At 69.3% G+C, this 18,387-nt stretch carries 14 protein-coding genes; 5 read left to right on the top strand and 9 right to left on the bottom strand.

Annotation, left to right across the window (positions count from 1 at the left end; all coding sequences use genetic code 11):
* Positions 1-8: 8 nt before the first annotated feature.
* From treZ to C5B97_RS06840, 3 genes are all read left to right on the top strand, one after another.
* Positions 9-1,805 carry a malto-oligosyltrehalose trehalohydrolase gene (gene treZ / locus C5B97_RS06850; protein ID WP_104311375.1) on the top strand — a complete coding sequence of 599 codons (1,797 nt, stop codon included), beginning with the start codon at positions 9-11 and terminating at the stop codon, positions 1,803-1,805.
* A gap of 150 nt (positions 1,806-1,955) precedes the next feature.
* Positions 1,956-2,546 carry a dihydrofolate reductase family protein gene (locus C5B97_RS06845; RefSeq protein WP_104311374.1) on the top strand — a complete coding sequence of 197 codons (591 nt, stop codon included), beginning with the start codon at positions 1,956-1,958 and terminating at the stop codon, positions 2,544-2,546.
* A gap of 72 nt (positions 2,547-2,618) precedes the next feature.
* A complete protein-coding gene (locus C5B97_RS06840) occupies positions 2,619-2,906 on the top strand; it encodes a DUF2277 domain-containing protein (protein ID WP_104311373.1) in 288 nt (95 codons plus the stop codon).
* Positions 2,907-2,916: 10 nt separating this feature from the next.
* Here C5B97_RS06840 and dinB read toward each other — a convergent pair whose 3' ends face one another.
* The gene (gene dinB / locus C5B97_RS06835) at positions 2,917-4,212 is read right to left on the bottom strand and encodes a DNA polymerase IV (protein ID WP_104311372.1); all 1,296 of its coding nucleotides are present in this window, start codon (positions 4,210-4,212) and stop codon (positions 2,917-2,919) included.
* A gap of 82 nt (positions 4,213-4,294) precedes the next feature.
* Between dinB and C5B97_RS06830 the strand changes: the two genes are divergently transcribed.
* Entirely contained in the window at positions 4,295-6,049 is a 1,755-nt protein-coding gene (locus C5B97_RS06830) for a long-chain-fatty-acid--CoA ligase (RefSeq protein WP_104311371.1), read from the top strand.
* A gap of 69 nt (positions 6,050-6,118) precedes the next feature.
* On the opposite strand, the gene C5B97_RS06825 is transcribed toward C5B97_RS06830, so the two are convergent.
* From C5B97_RS06825 to mnmA, 8 genes are all read right to left on the bottom strand, one after another.
* Positions 6,119-7,513 (bottom strand): hypothetical protein, encoded by a 1,395-nt coding sequence (locus C5B97_RS06825; RefSeq protein WP_104311370.1) that lies wholly within the window; start codon positions 7,511-7,513, stop codon positions 6,119-6,121.
* Between the two features lie 108 nt (positions 7,514-7,621).
* Entirely contained in the window at positions 7,622-9,136 is a 1,515-nt protein-coding gene (gatB, locus tag C5B97_RS06820) for an Asp-tRNA(Asn)/Glu-tRNA(Gln) amidotransferase subunit GatB (RefSeq protein ID WP_104311369.1), read from the bottom strand.
* On the bottom strand, positions 9,136-10,662 hold the full coding sequence (gene gatA, locus C5B97_RS06815) for an Asp-tRNA(Asn)/Glu-tRNA(Gln) amidotransferase subunit GatA (protein ID WP_104311368.1): 1,527 nt from the start codon (positions 10,660-10,662) through the stop codon (positions 9,136-9,138). The genes gatB and gatA overlap by 1 nt, the downstream gene beginning before the upstream one ends.
* The gene (gene gatC, locus C5B97_RS06810; RefSeq protein WP_104311367.1) at positions 10,659-10,958 is read right to left on the bottom strand and encodes an Asp-tRNA(Asn)/Glu-tRNA(Gln) amidotransferase subunit GatC; all 300 of its coding nucleotides are present in this window, start codon (positions 10,956-10,958) and stop codon (positions 10,659-10,661) included. Before gatC ends, gatA begins: the two co-directional genes overlap by 4 nt.
* Positions 10,959-11,033: 75 nt before the next feature.
* The gene (locus C5B97_RS06805) at positions 11,034-13,244 is read right to left on the bottom strand and encodes a DUF6882 domain-containing protein (protein ID WP_146080750.1); all 2,211 of its coding nucleotides are present in this window, start codon (positions 13,242-13,244) and stop codon (positions 11,034-11,036) included.
* A gap of 118 nt (positions 13,245-13,362) precedes the next feature.
* Entirely contained in the window at positions 13,363-15,741 is a 2,379-nt protein-coding gene (gene ligA / locus C5B97_RS06800; protein ID WP_104311365.1) for an NAD-dependent DNA ligase LigA, read from the bottom strand.
* Complete coding sequence (locus C5B97_RS06795; protein WP_104311364.1) at positions 15,738-16,214, bottom strand: hypothetical protein; 477 nt, start codon at positions 16,212-16,214, stop codon at positions 15,738-15,740. The genes ligA and C5B97_RS06795 overlap by 4 nt, the downstream gene beginning before the upstream one ends.
* Complete coding sequence (gene mnmA, locus C5B97_RS06790; protein WP_258068056.1) at positions 16,211-17,407, bottom strand: tRNA 2-thiouridine(34) synthase MnmA; 1,197 nt, start codon at positions 17,405-17,407, stop codon at positions 16,211-16,213. Before mnmA ends, C5B97_RS06795 begins: the two co-directional genes overlap by 4 nt.
* Before the next feature lie 111 nt (positions 17,408-17,518).
* Here mnmA and C5B97_RS17735 point away from each other — a divergent pair, with 111 nt between their 5' ends.
* Positions 17,519-18,370 carry a DUF2690 domain-containing protein gene (locus C5B97_RS17735; RefSeq protein WP_181026933.1) on the top strand — a complete coding sequence of 284 codons (852 nt, stop codon included), beginning with the start codon at positions 17,519-17,521 and terminating at the stop codon, positions 18,368-18,370.
* The last annotated feature ends 17 nt before the right edge of the window (positions 18,371-18,387 follow it).

The raw sequence follows: 18,387 nt of genomic DNA, 5'->3' as shown, positions 1-18,387 counted from the left end.
AGTTCCCCGTGCGCGATTCCCGCTTCGACGTCTGGGCACCACACGCCGAGACGCTGACCCTGCACCTCGACGGGTCCGAGCTGCCCATGCGCCGCACAGACGGTGACTGGTGGGTGCCGGATGCTGCGCTCGAGCTCGACGAGGAGACGCACGACTACGGGTACCTCGTCGACGGCGCCACGACTCCGATTCCCGACCCCCGCTCGCGCTGGCAGCCGGACGGCGTGCACGGCCTCTCCCGCACGTTCGACCCGGCCAGGCAGCCGTGGACGGACGACGACTGGACCGGCCGTACCCTCGCTGGCTCGGTCATCATCGAGCTGCACATCGGCACCTTCACACCAGAGGGCACCCTCGACTCCGCCATCACCCGCCTCGACCACCTCCAGACGCTCGGCGTCGACTTCGTCGAGGTCATGCCCGTCAACGCGTTCAGCGGCACCCACGGCTGGGGCTACGACGGCGTCGACTGGTTCGCGGTGCACGAGGGCTACGGCGGGCCCGCCGCCTACCAGCGCTTCGTCGAGGCCTGCCACGAGCGCGGCATCGGCGTCATCCAGGACGTCGTCTACAACCACCTCGGCCCGTCCGGCAACTACCTCGGCAAGTTCGGCCCGTACCTCTCCGACCACCACGCCACGGCGTGGGGCGACACCGTCAACCTCGACGGGGAGAACTCCGACGAGGTGCGCGCCTACATCCGCGACAACGTCGCCATGTGGCTGCGAGACTTCCACGTCGACGGCCTGCGACTGGACGCCGTGCACGCGCTCATCGACGACCGGGCCGTGCACATCCTCGAGGAGCTGGCGCGCGACGTCGACGAGCTCGAGGCACACGTGGGCCGCCCCCTCACGCTGATCGCCGAGTCCGACCTCAACAACCCGCGCCTCATCACGTCAGATGAGGCGGGCGGCTACGGACTCGACGCGCAGTGGTCAGACGACTTCCACCACGCCGTGCACGTCAACCTCACGGGCGAGACGAGCGGCTACTACGCCGACTTCGAGGGCCTCGATTCCCTGGTGAAGGTGCTCACGAAGGGCTTCTTCCACGACGGCACGCTCTCGACCTTCCGCGGCCGCCACCATGGCCGTGCCCTCCCGGCGCAGACCCGCGCCTGGCGGCTCGTCGTCTCGTCGCAGAACCACGATCAGATCGGCAACCGGGCCATCGGCGACCGCCTCACCGCGACCCTCTCCCCCGGCCAGCTCGCCATCGCGGCGACGCTCGAGCTCACCTCGCCCTTCACGCCCATGCTCTTCATGGGCGAGGAGTGGGGCGCCACGACGCCGTTCCAGTTCTTCTCCTCCCACCCGGAGCCCGAGCTGGCTAAGGCGACGACCGAAGGTCGCATCGGCGAGTTCGCGCGCATGGGATGGGATGCGGCCGTCGTCCCGAACCCGCAGGACGTGGAGACGTTCACCCGGTCGAAGCTCAACTGGAGCGAGCTCGACAAGCCCGAGCACGCGCGCCTTCTCGAGATCTACCGTGAGCTCATCGCCCTGCGCCGGCGCGAGGCCGACATCACCCTGCCGTGGCTCGACGCGAGCAGCGTCGATGTCTCCGAGGAGCACGGCACGCTGGCCATCACGCGCGGCAGCCTCGCCATCGCGGTGAACTTCTCCTCGCAGGCGCGCGAGCTGCGTGTCGAGCGCGCCGCTGAAGTGCTGTTCGCGACGGATGCGCGGGCGGCGCTCGGTGAGACCACCGGAACGGTCACCGGCGCGCCGGTCGGCGCATCCGCCGTGCCGTTGCGCCTGCCCGCGGAGAGCGCCGCGGTGCTCCGCGTCACCCGCGCCTGACCTCGCCTGTCCAACTTCAGTGCAGATCTCGGCGTTTCGGGCCCAGAACGGCTCGTATAGACGCATATCGCACTGAAGTTGGACAGGCGGGCGTGGGTTTCTCACGCTTCGCTGGCTAGCATGGTGCTCCCGACGCGAAGGAGCGGTCCCATGGGCAAGGTCGTCATGTACAGCTCGGTCTCGGTCGACGGCTTCATCGCCGACGACAACGACGACCCCGGTCACCTTTTCGACTGGCTGACCAGCGGAGACGTCGCGCTCGACGACAGCCGCGTCCTCAAGGTCTCGCAGGCGTCCTACGACTACACCCGCCCGTACTGGGATCAGATCGGCGTGACGATCGCCGGCCGACACGTCTTCGACTTGACGGACGGCTGGGACGGGACCCCGCCGAGCGGCATCGACCACGTGGTCGTCGTGTCCCACCGGCCCCCGCCAGAGGGGTGGAACACGGAACTGCCGTTCCATTTCGTCGAGGGTGTCGAGGCCGCCGTCGCCAGAGCCAAGGAGCTCGCGGGTGACCGGACCGTCGAGGTGGCCGCCGGCGACGTCGGCGGGCAGGCGCTCGCCGCCGGCCTTGTCGACGAGGTGCGGATGGATGTGGTCCCCGTGGTCTTCGGCGCAGGCAAGCGCTTCTTCGGGGAGACCGACGCCCAGCACCTGCTTGAGGACCCCGACGTCGTGCTGCCGGGCACCAGGGTGCTGCACCTCCGCTACCGCGTGCGCCGCCCAGCGAGCTAGGTCTCGTCTGCGGCGAGCACGCGAAGCCGGGTTCGCTTGTCGCTTCCAGAGCGTCGGCGTACCCTGACCCGCATGTGCAGAAACATCACCGAGCTCCGCGGGCTCGAACCGGCCGCGAACGACACCGAGATCGAGGCCGCCGCACGCCAGTACGTGCGCAAGGTCTCCGGCATCACGCATCCCACAGTCCGCACCAGTGACGCCTTCGAGCGTGCGGTGCGCGAGATCGCGCACATCACCGAGCATCTCCTCGAGGACCTGCCCGAGCGACGCCAGCCGCCGAAGACCGTCCCACCGTTGCGGCGCCCAGAAGTGCAGGCGCGAATCGCCGCCCGCGAAGCCGCGAAGGCCGCCTCCTAGACGCACACCCTCAGTGCTGGTCCTGGGCCTCGTCCTGCGTGCGGTTCGCGCGCTCGCTGAGTCCGACGGTGCCGTCGCTTCGCTCACCCCGACCGAGCAGCGAGGCCGGGCGCAGCGCGAACTTCCCGAAGCGGGCAACAGCCTGGTCGACGGCTCGTTCCGCCGCCTCCCAATCGTCGTCCTCCTCGGCTCCGAAGAGCGACAGCTGGCCTGAGGTCCCCGCCTCCACGAGGCGCTCGGCCCGCACTCCGATGAGGCGCACGGGCCGCGGCGGCACGAGGGCTGCGCGCAGCATCTCGCGCGCCTCGAGATACAGCGAATGCCCGACGTCGCTCGGCTCCGCGAGCGTGTGCGAACGCGTGATGGTGGAGAAGTCGGACCAGCGAAGCTTGATGCCGACCTGACGAGCCTGCAGGCCCGCACGGCGCAGCCGAGTGGCCACCGCATCCGCCTGCGCTCGTACCTCACGCTCGAGGAAGACGAAGTCGGCCACGTCCTCGAAGAACGTCTGCTCGTGACTGATCGACTTCTCCCGGTGGGCCTCCTCCACGCCGCGCTCGTCCCTGCCCCACGCGAGGGCGCTGAGCTTCGCCGCCCCAGCCTTGCCGACTGCCCGCTCGAGCACCGGCACCGGCGTGTGAGCCAGGTCGAAGACCGTGTGGATGCCGATGCCACGCAGCTTCGCCTCACTCTTCTCCCCGACACCCCAGAGGGCCCCGACGGGCAGGTGGTGCAGGAACGGAATGGTCTCCTCATGCGGGATCACGAGCATGCCGTTCGGCTTGCACTTGCCGGAGGCGAGCTTCGCGACGAACTTCGTGGAGGCGGCGCCGACGGAGCACGTGAGCCCTGTCTGCGCCTTGACCCGTTCCCGCAGTCGCGCTGCGATCTCGCCGGGCGTGCCGAACAGCAGGCTCGCGCCAGACACGTCGAGGAACGCCTCGTCGATCGACAGAGGCTCGACGAGGGGCGTGAACTCGCGGAAGATCTCCATGACCTGCTGCGACGCCTCACGGTACTTATGCATGCTGCCCGGTAGCACGACGGCCTCGGGGCACCGCGCGATGGCCTGGTGCATCGGCATGGCGCTTCGCACTCCCCGCGCCCTGGCCTCGTAGCTCGCGCTCGAGACGACACCCCGCTCGCGCGTGCCACCGACGATCACCGGCTTGCCGATGAGGTCGGGCCGCTCGAGGAGCTCGACCGCGACGAAGAAGGCGTCCATGTCGACATGGAGGATGCTCGCGGACGCGTCGCGGTCGGACGCCACACCCGTCTGCCGCACACCCATGTCTTTCCTGGTCATGCATCCATTGTGCGATGTCCCACCGACATCCGCAGGACGCACCGGACATCTCCCCGACGCTCTGCGCGAATAGACTCTGCGCATGCAGCTCAACGAGTCTCGCGCCTGGACCGCCTTCTACGCCCCCGGGACCCCGAAGGACATCGAAGTCCCGAACGGGTCGCTCCCCGACATGCTGTCGGAGATCGCCGAGCGGTTCCCCGACAAGCCCGCGATCGAGTTCTTCGGCGCGCAGACCACCTTCGCGGAGCTGCAGGACCAGGTGCTGCGGTTCGCGCAGGGGCTGCGGCGTATCGGCGTCAAGCGGGGCGACCGGGTGGCGCTGATCATGCCGAACGCGCCGCAGCACGTGGTCGCGTTCTATGCGGTGCTCCGCCTCGGAGCGGTTGTCGTCGAGCACAACCCGCTCTACACGCGTGACGAGCTGCGGACGCAGTTCGAAGACCACGGTGCCGAGATCGTCATCGCCTGGGACAAAGCCGCGCCGACGGTGCAGTCGCTCCCCCACAGCCTCGGCATCCGGCACGTCATCGCGGTCGATGTGACGAAGGGCATGCCGCTCAAGACGCAGCTGCTGCTCCGCCTGCCCATCGCGAAAGCCCGCGAGTCCCGCGCCAAGCTCAGCGCGAAGGCGCCGGGCACCGTTCCCTTCGAGAAGCTCGCGAAGCAGCAGCCGCTCGACGCGAGCATCCCGACCCCGGGCCCGGAAGACCTCGCGAGCCTGCAGTACACGAGCGGCACGACGGGCAACCCCAAGGGAGCGATGCTCACCCACCGCAACCTGTGGTCGAACGCCCGCCAGGGCGCCGCCTGGATGCCGGAGTTCACGGCAGGCAACGAAACGATCTACGGCGTGCTGCCCATGTTCCACGCGTTCGGCGTGTTGCTCTCCGTCATCTACTCCGTGAGCGTCGGCGCGAAGGCGGTGCTCTTCCCGACGTTCGACCCCGAGCTGGTCATCGCAGCATCGAAGAAGTCGCCCGCGACCTTCATCCCCGCCGTGCCGCCCATGTACGACCGGCTCGCGCGCGTCGCGAAGGAAGGCAAGCTCGACCTCTCCGGCGTCATCTACGCCATCTCGGGCGCCATGACGCTGAACGACGCCATCGTGCACCGCTGGGAGGCCGTCGCGGGTGGTCAGCTCGTCGAAGGGTACGGACTCACCGAGACGTCGCCCGTCGCGCTCGGCAATCCTTTCACCGACAAGCGGAAGACGGGAACGATCGGCATCCCGTTCCCGTCGACCTTCATCAAGGTCACCGACCCGAGCGACCCGAGCAGGGAGGTCGAGCTCGGCGAAGTCGGCGAACTGCTCATCAAGGGCCCGCAGACCTTCCAGGGTTATTGGAACCGACCCGAGGAAACGGCGGAGGTGCTCATCGACGGCGGCTGGGTGCGTTCGGGCGACCTCGTCGTGCAGGATGCGGACGGTTTCGTGACGGTCGTGGACCGCAAGAAGGAGCTCATCATCACGGGCGGCTTCAACGTGTCGCCCTCCGAGGTCGAGCGCGTTGTCACCGAGGTGCCAGGCGTCGCCGAGGTCGCCGTCGTCGGCATCAGGCGAGGTGGTGGCGCCGAGGTCGTCACCGCCGTCGTCGTGCTCGATGAGGGGGCACGCCTGGACGAAGCTGCAACGCGCGCCTTCGTCCGCGAGCGACTCTCCGAGCACAAGGTGCCGCGGTCGTACGTCGTCTGGGAGGAGCTCCCGAAATCGCTCATCGGGAAGGTGCTGCGCAAGAAGGTTCGGGACGCGCTGCAGCAGAACCGCAACGCGACAGCGGCAGCCGCAGCGGGAGACGACGAAGAAACTGGCGGGGCGCGCCCCGGCGCCGAATAGGCCGAAGCGCGAGCGAGCCCGCCCCTGCAGCGCAGGGGCGGGCTCGAGGCGTCTCGGTCAGCGACTCATTCAGCTGCCGGCGACGTACTCCTCGCCAGCCGGAGTGAGGCGGGTGCCCGTCGGTCCCTCGAGGTCGACGAGGCCGGCCCTGGCCGCCTGACGCACCGAGGCGGCGACGTTCACCGGCACTCGCCACGTCATGCGCTCGAACTCGGCCGTGATCCTCGCCGCGGTGACCTCGGCCTCATCGCCGATGATCGAGGCGATGGCGAGTGCGATGCGCTGCCCGTTGTTCGTCGGCTTCAGCTCTTCTGCGAGCTCTTCGAGACTCCGGGCTCGTGATCTTGCGGCGCGGGACCTGGCCGCTGCGCTGCCTCGCGAACCGGCCCTCGTGCGGGATGCGATCGGGGCGGTGCCCGTGCGTTCGTCCGTGGCCGTCTCCGACGACATCTGGGAAGTCGAAGCACGCCCCTGGCCTGCGCGGGCTCGCGTTGAGGCGCGGACGGTGCTGCGGGGGCTGCGCACCTGGTCTCCATTCGAGCCAGAGCCAGAGGACGACGCTCTCTTGTTGGGCGGCGTCGAGGCGGGCGAAGGCCCGTCGACCGTCTCGGCGCTGTTGATCCCGGAAGGGCGGCGCCCACGGCCCGCACGCACCGAGCGGGCGGACTCCACGCCTCTGACCGCAGACTCGTCGTCACGCGCTTCCGCGGCGACGGGCGCGCCACCCTCCGCCGTTCTCGGCGCTGCCGTGCGGATGTCGATGGGGCCGAGGTCGGCGGCGTCGACGCCGTGCTCGACGACCGCGGTCACGTAGCTGTCGAAGACCGCACGATGCACCGCCGTCTCGTGCTGTTCGACGAGCGCGACGATCCCGGGCATGGCCCTGATGAGTCGAGCGAACCCGTGGGCGTCGTCGCCCTCATCGGTGAGGAGCGCCGCATCGCGCAGGATATGCGTCCGTTCGCCTGCGCCCGACTTGCGGCCCTTCGTCGCACCGGACTTCGGAGCAGCCTCGACCAGCCCGGAGCCCTCCGCCTGGACCGTCTCAGCCTTGGACTTCTTGTCGCCCTTCGGCTTCTTCTTCTCCTTGGACTTCTTCTCGCCCTTGGACTTCTTCTCGCCCGTGGACTTCTTCTCGTCCGTGGACTTCTTCTCGTCCGTGGACTTCGTCTTGTCCTGAGATGTCTTCTCGTCGCTGAGCTTCTTGCTGTCCTTGGACTTCTTGCTGTCCTTGGACTTCTTCTTGTCCTCGGACTTCGTCTTGTCCGTCGGGTCCTTCAGCGTCGCCGGATCCGCGACGACGATCGGTTCGAGCGTCGTCACGAGCGATGACGTGCCAGCTGAGGCCGGTCGCTGCACCGACTTCGGCGGCTGCACACGCTCTTTCTTGACCTTCGCCCGAGGGCCGCCCTGCGTGGCATCTGGTCGTTCGACCCGAGCCTTCTTGCCAGTCTTCTTGCCCATGAGATTCACTGCTCCGTTCACCGAGGCCCTGTGGCTCTGACGCTATCGCCAGAGCCACAGGGGCGCCTAGGTCCTGCCCGACAATTCCCCGGTGTACGAGTTCGAGCTCTAGGAGCTCTGGGCGCGCTCGAGAACGAGCTCTCGCACGCGCGCGGCGTCTGCCTTGCCCCGCATCGCCTTCATCACGGCGCCGATGACCGCACCTGCCGCCTGCACCTTGCCGTCGCGGATCTTCGCGAGGACGTCGGGCTGCTGCGCAAGTGCCGCGTCGATGGCCTCGATGAGAGGCCCGTCATCGCTGACGACGGCGAGTCCGCGCGATTCGACGACCTCTGCGGGAGATCCCTCACCCGCGAGCACTCCCTCGAGCACCTCGCGCGCGAGTCGGTCGTTGACCGTGCCTGCCGTGATCAGACCGTCGAGCTCGGCGATCTGCCGCGGGGTCGCGAGGTCCGTGGCCTGCACTCCGCGGTCGTTGGCGATGCGCGAGAGCTCGCCCATCCACCACTTCTTGGCGCCAGCGGCCGTCGCGCCAGCCGCGACGGTCGCATCGACGACCTCGAGAAGCCCCGCGTTGGCGATGTCCTGGAACTCCTGGTCGGCGAAGCCCCACTCCGCCTTGAGGCGGCGGCGGCGGGCGACGGGCGCCTCGGGAAGCGTCGCGCGAAGCTCCTCGACGAGCTCACGGCTGGGGCGCAGCGGCATGAGGTCGGGCTCAGGGAAGTATCGGTAGTCGTCGGCGTCGGACTTCGGACGACCGGATGAGGTGCGTCCCGTGTCCTCGTGCCAGTGCCGGGTCTCCTGCGTGATGCTCCCGCCAGCCGCGAGGAGCGCAGCCTGGCGCTGGATCTCGTACCGGACTGCGCGCTCGATCGACCTGAACGAGTTGACGTTCTTCGTCTCCGTGCGCGTGCCGAGCTTCTCCTCGCCCCGCGGGCGGAGCGAGACATTGGCGTCGCAGCGGAGGTTGCCACGCTCCATGCGAGCCTCGGAGACGCCGAGCGCGCGGACGATGTCGCGGATCGTCGAGACGTACGCCGCCGCGAGCTGCGGCGTCTGCGCCTCCCCACCGAAGATGGGCCGGGTCACGATCTCGACGAGTGGCACACCGGCGCGGTTGTAGTCGACGAGCGAGTACTCGGCGCCCTGGATGCGGCCCGTCGAGCCACCGACGTGCGTGAGCTTGCCCGCATCCTCTTCCATGTGCGCGCGCTCGATCGGAACGTGGAAGACGGTGCCGTCCTCCAGCTCGACCTCGACCTCGCCGTCGAAGGCGATGGGGTCGTCATACTGCGAGATCTGATAGTTCTTCGGGTTGTCGGGGTAGAAGTAGTTCTTCCGCGCGAAGCCCGAGACCTCGGCGATCTCGCAGTTGAGGGCGAGCCCGAGCGCGATCGAGTAGCGCACAGCCTGCTCGTTGACGACGGGCAGCGTCCCGGGAAGGCCGAGGTCGACCGGCCCGATGTTGGTGTTCGGCTCGCCGCCGACCTCGTTCCCCGAGTGGTTCGGGGTGTCGGAGAACATCTTGGTCTTGGTGCCGAGTTCGACGTGCACCTCGAGACCGATGACGGGCTCGTAGAGTTCGAGCGCGCGGTCGTAGTCCATCAGCTCTGGCTTGGCCATCAGCGTGCACCTGCCTTCAGCTGGGGGGCCTGCGCGAGCAGGGGTCCGCCCCATCGGTCTTCGAGAGTCTGTTCGAGCGCCGCAGCCACGGTGTAGAGGCGTGCGTCGTCGCGGGCGGCCGCCATGAACTGGATGCCGACCGGCAGCCCGTTCTCGGGCGCGAGTCCGCCGGGCACGGAGATGCCGGGGACGCCAGCGAGGTTGGCGGGGATGGTCGTGAGGTCGGCGAGGTACATGGCCGTCGGGTCCTCTGCCTTCTCGCCGAGCTTGTAGGCCGTGGTCGGCGACGTGGGCGCGGCGAGCACGTCGACACCGGCGAAGGCGGCGGCGAAGTCCTGCTGCACGAGCGTGCGCACCTTCTGGGCCGACCCGTAGAAGGCGTCGTAGTAGCCGGCCGAGAGCGCGTAGGTCCCGAGGAGGATGCGGCGCTTGGCCTCGTCACCGAAGCCCTTGCTTCGCGTCGCCGACATGACCTTCTCGACGGTTGTGGCGGAGGCGTCCGTGACCCGCAGCCCGAAGCGCACGGAGTCGTAGCGAGCGAGATTGCTCGATGCTTCCGCGGGCATGATCAGGTAGTACGCGGCGACGGCGTACTCGAAGTGCGGCGTCTCGATCCACGAGACGACCGCACCGCGTTCCTCGAGCGCGGCAAGCGCCTCCTGGAAGCGCTGGGTGACCCCGGGTTCGAAGCCCGCCCCGTCGGCGATCTGCTTGGGCACACCGATACGGAGTCCGCGAACGGAGTCCTCATTGCGGCCCGCAAGAGCTGCGTCGGTGAAGGACGGCCACTCCCCCGTGAGCGAGGTGGAGTCGCGGCGGTCGTGGCCCGCGAGCACGTCGTGGAGGGCGGCCGTGTCGAGCACGTTGCGTGCTGCCGGCCCGATCTGGTCGAGCGAGGATCCGAGCGCGAGCGCCCCATAGCGGCTGACGCCGCCGTAGGTGGGCTTCATGCCCACGGTGCCCGTGACGGATGCAGGCTGACGGATGGATCCACCGGTGTCGGTTCCGAGAGCGAGCGGCGCCTCGTAGGCGGCGACGGCAGCGGCGGAGCCTCCACCTGAACCGCCGGGAATGCGCTCGAGGTCCCACGGGTTGTGCGTGGCACCGTAGGCGGAGTGCTCGGTGGAGGAGCCCATCGCGAACTCGTCGAGGTTGGTCTTGCCGATGATGACGAGGTCGTTGTCGCGGAGGCGCTCGACGACGGTCGCGTCGTACGGCGGCACCCAGCCCTCGAGGATGCGGGAGCCGGCGGTCGTCGGCGTGCCCTTCGTGGCGATGTTGTCCTTGACGGCGACGGGGACGCCAGCCAGCGGAGCGAGCTTCTCGCCGGCCTGCCGCTTCGCGTCGACACGTCCCGCGGCGGCAAGCGAGGCGTCGGCGTCGACGTGGAGGAACGCGTGGACGTCACCGTCGACAGCCTCGATGCGCTCGAGGTGTGCGGTGGTCGCTTCGATGGAGCTGATGGTGCCGGCCGCGATCGCCGCCGCCAGGTCGGTCGCGCTCAGGCGCGTGATGTCGGCGGTCACTGCTCTTCTCCCAGGATCGCGGTGACACGGAATCGTGTCCCGTCGCTGTCCGGCGCTCCTGCGAGCGCAGCATCGCGGTCGAGCGGTTCGCCGACCTCGTCTGCACGTGTCACATTGTGCATGGCGATCGGATGCGTCGTCACGTCCACGTCGGGGGTCGCCACCTCCTGCACTTTCTGGATCAGGTGCTGGATTTCGATGAGTTCGCCGGTGACGCGCTCGATCTCGCCGTCTGCGAGGTCGATGCGTGCGAGCTGAGCGAGGTGCTCAACGTCGGCGGCAGTGATGTCGGTCATTCGTCTCCGATAGTGCGTCGGCCAGGGCTGGACAAGTCTAGGCCGCGCCCAGGGCTCGGCCGTGCTCGCTGCTGACTACTGGCGTGGTGGCTGCTGCTGGGGTGGCCAGGGCGGCTGGCCGTTGCCAGGCCAGCGTGGATCGTACCCGGGCTGGCCCGGCTGAGGGTGCTGCCCCTGGTTCGGCCCCTGCTGCGGAGCCTGGCCGGGATACGGACCCTGCCTTTGTGGGTTCTGTCCATACGGCGGCTGGCCCTGTGGCGCCTGACCGTATGGTTGCTGGCGGTTCCAGGCGCCGTCCTGCGGACGTTGCTGCGGCGCGCGCGACGGCGGGAACTGCTGCGGCTGCCCCTGGTGCCTCGGGTCGAAGCCTCCGGGCTGCGCTGGGTACTGGTTGCCGGGATGCTGGCTACCGGGAGCCTGCTGCTGACCAGGTTGCCACTGCGGCGGCTGGCCCTGGTTCTGCTGAGCGCGCCCCTGCTCGTTCCCGTACGCCGGCGGCTGTACCTGCGGGCGCTGCCAGGAGGCACCCGGCTGGGATTGGCCCTGCCACGGCTGACCCTGGGGGCCCGGGTTCCCGGGCTGGCCGGGCTGCCCCGTGTGCGGGAACTGCTGCCGGGGAGGCTGCTGCCACCCGGCTTGCGGCGGCTGGCCGTGATTTCCGCCCTGCCCCTGCTGGGGATACTGCTGGCCCGGATGTCCCACGGCGCTCGGCTGGCCGTACGCGCTCGGCTGGCCGTACGCGCTCGGCTGGCCATAGGCGCTCGGCTGGCCGTACGCGCTCGGCTGGCCGTAGGCGCTCGGCTGGCCAGGCTGCATGGGCTGCTGGTTGGGTTGGCCGAAGTGATTCGGCTGGCCTGGCTGCGTGGGCTGGCCGTGCTGCCCCTGCTGCGGAGGACGCCCGAAGGGAGCTGACGGGCCTGCTTGCGAGGGCGGGACAGGGTTTCCGGCCTGGGCACCCTGGGGCGGGTTCGCGAGGTGCGGCGGAAGGAAGCCCTGTGCTGCGCCCTCACCTGGCGCAGGTGCTGGAACGGGAGGGGGGCCGCCGACAGGTGGGGCGACGGCCGATGGCGGGGTCCGTTCCCAGCGGGGCGAAGCGTCGAACGGCTGCCAGGGGGCGCCGGGAGCCGCGGCCTGAGGCTGAGCCGTTCCTGATGCCGGTGGAAGCCCCGCGGACGGGGGCGCAGCGGTCTCTGCTCGCTGCTCTGCGCGCTGCGGCGATTCGACGTACGGGGCCGATGCGGGTACGACAGGCGGAGGTGGTGTCGGGAGCCCAGCGGGCGGTACGACAGGAACAGGCGCAGGCTGCGCCTCCGTGGTCTGCAGCTCGTGCAACGGAGCCGGAGGTGCATCGCTCGGTGCGTGGTCGAGTTTCACCCCCGGTTCCGGAGTCGGCGTGTGCTCGAACTGCGGCGTGTGATCAGCCGTCGGCTGCTGGTCCGGAACAACCTCGGTGGCCGGTTGCTCTTCGGGCGACACCTGAGCTGGTTCGGCCGACGGAGCGACGTCAGACGTGCGCTCGGGCGCCACCTCGGACAGGCTGCCCGATGTGCTCTCGGACAGGCTGCCCGATGTGCTGTCCGGCACGCTCTCCGGCACGATCTCGGGCTCGCTGCTGTCGGCGGTCGCCTCCGGGGTCACGCGAGCGACCAGGATCCGCTGCGCGTCGTCGAGGGTGATCTCGACGCTGCCGGCACTCGTGGAGAGCTCGTAACTGGACGCGCCCGTGCGGCTGAGCTGCGACTCGCTGCGTGCCGCATACGCGTGGAGGGCACGCACGTGGTCGCCCAGGACCCCGGCATCCAGTGCATCCAGGATGGCGCGCGTCGCTCGCTCGGCGGTCGTCGCCGTGTCTGGCCCCGCTTGCACCATGAGGTGCACCTGCACGCCGGGCGCGGCCTCGAGGACGACGCTGTCGCGCGATCGTGTGAGGGCCTTCGCTGCAAGGACCAGCAGGAGCGGCGCGGCCTCGTCGGTCTTCACCACGGAGGACGACAGCTGCTCCGGCCCGCCATCGAGCACAAACGAACGCACCCGTCCGGCGAGCGCGATGGCCTGTTCCGGGAAGTTGTTGACGTTGTTCCAACCCCACATCCACGTGCCCGCGCTCTGGGCGACGCTGCCGATGAGCTGGACCGGGAGCACCGTCGGGCTCGGCTGGGTCTGGTACGTGATCGACGGAGCAGTCAAATCGACATCCCATCCGGCGTCGCCGAGCCGCTCCGTGAGCTGCGCGTGCGCGTCGAAGTGGAGGATGGCGGCGTCGTCCGCCAGATCTTGCAAGCTCACGCTGAGCATGGTTCCCCGTTCCTCCGCGGCGAGCCGATGCCACGGCCTGCACACTGTAGCCGAGCGACCGGGCCGCAGCCTCGGAGTCCGCTCCTGGTCGTCGGACCCTGCGGGTCCCTCATTCTGCTTCTGCTCGCAGGTGCTCCACTGCGCTCGGCCCGCCCTCGAGCAGCAGGCGGAAGCCGTCGGCATCGAGGATCGGGATGCCGAGCTCCTCCGCCTTCGTCAGCTTCGAGCCGGCACCGGGGCCCGCCGCCACGAAGTCCGTCTTCTTGGAAACGCTCCCCGCGGCCTTCCCGCCCGCCGCGATGATCGCCTCCTTCGCGCCGTCGCGCGTGAACCCCTCGAGGGTTCCGGTCGCGACGACGCTCAGGCCGGAGAGCGGACCATCCGCGCTCGTCATCGCTCCGGGTCCGGGGTGGTTCGGAGTCGCGAAGCGAACGCCCGCCGCCCGCCAGGCGTCGATGATCTCCCGGTGCCAGTCTTCCGCGAGCCACTCGACGATCGCGTCGGCGATCGTCGGCCCCACGCCTTCAACCTGTGCCAGCTCCTCGGCGGGCGCCGCCTCGATGGCGTCGAGCGAACCGAACCAGTCAGCCAGCGCGCGCGCAGCGACAGGACCGACGTGGCGGATGTTCAGCGACACGAGCTGACGCCACAGGTCTTTGGTCTTGGCGACTTCGAGCTGCTCGAGGAGCGTCGTCGCCTGCTTCGACGGCTCGACGAGCCGGAAGTCCTTCTTGATGCCGGCCTTGCGTCGCTCCGCCGGCGTCATGTCCTCAGAGCCTGGCGGGTACACCAGAGAGACCTTCTGGAACGGGGCGCGTCGCACGAGCTCGCCCGTCTCCTCGTCGGTCTTGGGCTCACCGGTCTCGGAGTCGCGGACGACGACCTCGATGGGCACGATCTCCTCGAGCGTGAGCGCGAAGAGCCGCGCCTCGGTCTCGAGTGGTGGCTGCTCTGGCACGGTCGGCTGGGTCAGCGCGGCAGCGGTGACCTCGCCGAGCGCATCCACATCGAGTCCTCCGCGCGAGCCGATGTGCTCGACGCGACCACGAACCTGGGCGGGGCACGACCGGGCGTTCGGGCAGCGCAGATCGACGTCGCCCTCCTTCATGGGCCGAAGCGGCGTGCCGCATTCCGGGCAGTCGGCCGGCATCACGAAGTCGCGCACGTCGTCGCCGCGCAGCTCGAGCACCGGGCCGAGAACCTCGGGGATCACATCTCCCGCCTTGCGCAGCACGACGGTGTCGCCGATCTTCACGCCCTTGACGCGAACCACATCCTGGTTGTGGAGAGTGGCCATGCGCACCACGCTGCCCGCGACCTTGACGGGCGCCATGATCGCGAACGGCGTCACTCGCCCGGTGCGGCCGACGCTGGCCGCGATGTCGAGGAGCTTCGTGTGCACTTCTTCGGGAGGGTACTTGAAGGCGATGGCCCAGCGTGGGGCGCGGCTCGTCATGCCGAGCTCGTCGTGCAGGTCGAGCTCGTCCACCTTCACGACGATGCCGTCGAGCTCGTGCTCGACGGAGTGGCGTTCCGCGCCGTAGTGCTCGACGAACTCCACGACGTCGTCGACGGATGCGGCGACCTTCGCGTACGGGGTGGCGGGCAGGCCCCAGCTCGCCAGCAGCTCGTAGACCTGGCTCTGCGACTCGACGGGCGGCGACGGCCAGGCACCGATGCCGTGCACGTACATCTGCAACGAGTGGAGCCGCAGCTCGCCTGCCTCTCGCTCGAGCCCGCTCTTCTTCTCGAGCTGCTGCCGCAGCCCGCCGCTCGCCGCGTTGCGCGGGTTGGCGAAGTCCGGAAATCGCTTGGTCGCTCGTGCCAGCTCGGCGTCCTCGTCGAACTCGCCTCGCGTCGCCTCCGAGCGTGCTTCCCACCTGGCCCGGTACTCCTCGACGGCGCGGGGCCGCAGTGAGGCCTGGAACTCGTTGAGCTCCCTGAACGCGGCGACGGGGATGAACACCTCGCCTCGCACCTCGACGATCGGCGGATGCCCCTCGCCCGCGAGCGCAGCCGGGATGCCGTCGATCTGCAGTGCGTTCTGGGTCACCTCCTCGCCCGTGCGGCCGTCGCCACGGGTCGCCGCGGTCACGAGCTTGCCGTACTCGTAGCGCAGCGCGATGGCGAGCCCGTCGATCTTCAGCTCGGTGAGCCATTCGATGTGTCGGCCCGCGGACGCCTCCGTCTTGGCGCACCACTCGCGCAGCTCGTCGACCGAGAAGACGTTGTCGAGCGAGAGCATGCGCTCAGCGTGCTCGATGGGCCGCAGGCCGTCCGCGACGCCGCCACCGACGGTCTGCGTCGGCGAGTCCTGCGACTGCAGCTCGGGATGCTCACGCTCGAGCTGGTCCAGCTCACGGACAAGGCCGTCGTACTCGGCGTCGGAGACGAGCTGCGCGTCGCGCTCGTAGTAGGCCGCCTGGTAGCCGGAGACGAGTTCCCGCAACTCCTCGACGCGGACTCGCGCGTCGTCGAACGTCGTCATGCCGACGCCCCGGAACGCGAGCTGAGCGTCGCCATCGCCGCTTTGCGGCTCACATTCAGCAGCCATTCGTTCTTGGCGGCCAGACGTTTCGTCGCGCGCTTCTCGCTCGTCGTCTCGAGGTAGCTCTGCACGATGCCCACTACCGCGATCAGCCCGGCGAACACCGCGAAGACGATCTGCCAGGTCGGCTCGAGCTGCATGAGGAAGTTCGAGGCGAGGAACACGGTGCCGCCGATGAGGAACCAGAGCACCAGGGCGAGGATCCAGTCCTTCGCGCCGAACTTCCGAGCCTCGAGGGTGCAGCGTCTGGCGAGCTGCAGCGCGGGAGCTGCGAAGTGCGCGTCGTAGTCAGCGCGCCACCGATCGGGGTCGGACAGGTTCCTGTACTGCGCCGCCCAGCGCTCGGCGCGGTCGGTGAGCAGATCCATCGCCTCGCCGTCCTTGAGCGGGCCACCCTCGGTCTTCTTGCTCATGCCGCCTCCTGCTCATCTGCGCTGCGTGTCTCGGCAGAACCCGCCGCTGTCTCACCGGTCTGCACGGCGCTCACTGTGCGGTCGATCGTGAACTGGCCGAGCACGCGCGTGCCGACGTAGACGACTGCCGTCTGGCCCGGCGCGACGCCGACGAGGGGCTCATCCACGCTGACACTCCACTCGACGCCAGGGATGGTCGCGTCGTCGCGGGTACTCTCAGCGCTGGCGTGAATCCGCGCGGTTGCGGGCACCGGGTCGGCGTGCGCACGGATCTGCACGTCGCAGCGGAACTCGCCGTCGGTCTCCGACTTCGCGGCCCCCGTCCAGCTCATCCGCTGGCCCGCGATCTCGGCGATCCTCAGCGCTTCCTTCGGCCCGACAACGACCTCGTTGGTCTTCGGACGGATCTCGAGCACGAACCGAGGCTTGCCGTCGGGAGCTGGCACGCCGAGGCGGAGCCCCTTGCGCTGACCGACCGTGTAGGCCGTCGCACCGTCGTGCTCGCCGAGCGTCGTGCCTGCACTGTCGACCACCTGGCCAGTCGCGGTGCCGATGCGATCGCCGAGCCATCCCCTGGTGTCGCCATCCGGGATGAAGCAGATGTCGTGCGAGTCAGGCTTCTGCGCGACGCTGATGCCGCGCTCGGCCGCTTCGGCTCGGATCAGGTCCTTCGACGGGGTGTCTCCGAGCGGGAAGTAGCAGTGCTCCAGCTGCTGCTGCGTGAGCACGCCGAGCACGTACGACTGGTCCTTGGCCCAGGCGCTCGCCCGGTGCAGCTCGACCAGCCCGTCCGGCCCCGTCTCCAGCGTCGCGTAGTGGCCCGTGCAGACGGCGTCGAACCCGAGGTCGATGGCCTTCTCGAGCAGGGCCGCGAACTTGATCTTCTCGTTGCAGCGCATGCAGGGGTTCGGCGTGCGACCAGCGCTGTACTCGGCGATGAAGTCGTCGACCACGTCGAGCTTGAACCGCTCGGAGAAGTCCCAGACGTAGAACGGGATGCCGAGGAGGTCGGCGGCGCGGCGCGCATCCATCGAGTCCTCGATGGTGCAGCACCCGCGCGAACCTGTGCGGAGGGTGCCGGGCATTCGGGAGAGCGCGAGGTGCACGCCGATCACTTCGTGCCCTGCCTCGACGGCTCGGGCTGCTGCGACGGCGGAATCGACCCCGCCGCTCATGGCGGCTAGAACTTTCACCGGATAAGTGTACGTCGGGCCTCCGACAACCCCTCTGGGGAGATGCGTGGCTCTGGTAATTTGACCATGTCCATCGCCGACGAGCGAAGATGCTCACGAGGGAGGCAGCGCGTGAGCGACATCCGAGATTCCCCCGCCCGGTTCGCGTCCGATCTCCAATCGCTTCGCGAAGAGGCCGGCAGGCCCACCATCATGCGGCTCGCGGAGACGGCCGGGATCTCGAAGAGCGTGGTCGGAGACGCCCTTGGCGGTCAGCGACTGCCGACGGCGAAGACCGTGGAGCGTCTGGTCACGGCACTGGGCGCCGATCCGGCCCCCTGGCTCGAGCGTCGCAGCGAGCTCGTCTCCCCGCCGAGCGTCCAGGCCGTGCCCGTGGCCCCCGAGCAGACGGCGGGCGGACCCACGCTCGTGGGGCCAGGCACCGCGGAGGGGAGCGCGGACGCACCGTCGCCTGGTCCTGAGGCGCCGGTGCCCCTGCCGCCTCCCATCACGAAGCGCAGACTGCTGACCACGGCAGCAGCCGCCGCTCTCATGTCCGCAGCCGTGACAAGCGGGATCTGGTTCGGTGTCGGCCAGCTGCAGACTGCGGATGACCCGTACGCGGGGATCTCCGACGGACTGGACCCCATGCAGACGGTCTGCCGTGACGACGCGGTGGTCGCAGCCAGCGAGATGCGGGAGCGCGAGACGCAGGTGCAGCTGATGTACTCGACGAGCTGCAAGGCCGTCTGGGGCCGGGTCACGAGGTACGACGGAGCGGCGGCGGGAAACGAGCTCACGATGTCGGTGTACCCCGCCGTCGACCGCGACTCTGAGCGCGGCCAGTCGGTCTCCGCCTACGACGTGCAGTCCGTGTACACGACGCTCGGCATCAGCCCGCAGACCAGCGAGCGCTGGTGCGGGCTCGCGACGATGACGGCGGACGGGCAGACGATCGACCTCGGGCCGGAGCTCTGCATCTAGCGAGGCACCGAGAGCCC

Source organism: Pseudoclavibacter sp. RFBB5, from assembly GCF_002931555.1.
In the GTDB taxonomy this organism is placed as follows: domain Bacteria; phylum Actinomycetota; class Actinomycetes; order Actinomycetales; family Microbacteriaceae; genus Pseudoclavibacter.
This window is presented reverse-complemented; position numbering and strand designations above follow the sequence as displayed.